Here is a 236-nt window from a genome sequence, read left to right as displayed (position 1 = left end):
GGCGCGATATATTCAAAGATTTCTCGTGCGCGACCCGAGATCGGATCATTCAGGACCTTTTTCCGGTACTTTACGACCAGAATCAGATGATAATAGAGTAAAAATACTGAATGTGCATTATTGTCAAGTTTTCTCATATTTATCAGCCTTTCTTTTTATTTCGACTGATTTAATTATATCACAAATGAGATCGTTTGTCTATTATATTTTAGAACATTTGTTCTGTTTGATCTGCA

General features: G+C 34.3%; 1 protein-coding gene. It reads right to left on the bottom strand.

Annotation, left to right across the window (positions count from 1 at the left end; genetic code table 11):
- Positions 1-137, bottom strand: a 137-nt coding sequence (locus tag GPK90_RS10220; protein WP_215702876.1) for a transposase, incomplete at its 3' end; no start/stop codon positions are given.
- Positions 138-236 lie beyond the last annotated feature (99 nt).

Source organism: Clostridium sp. MCC344, from assembly GCF_018785365.1.
Lineage (GTDB): Bacteria > Bacillota > Clostridia > Lachnospirales > Lachnospiraceae > Pilosibacter.
The sequence above is the reverse complement of the archived record's forward strand: the minus strand, read 5'-3'. Positions and strand labels throughout refer to the sequence as shown.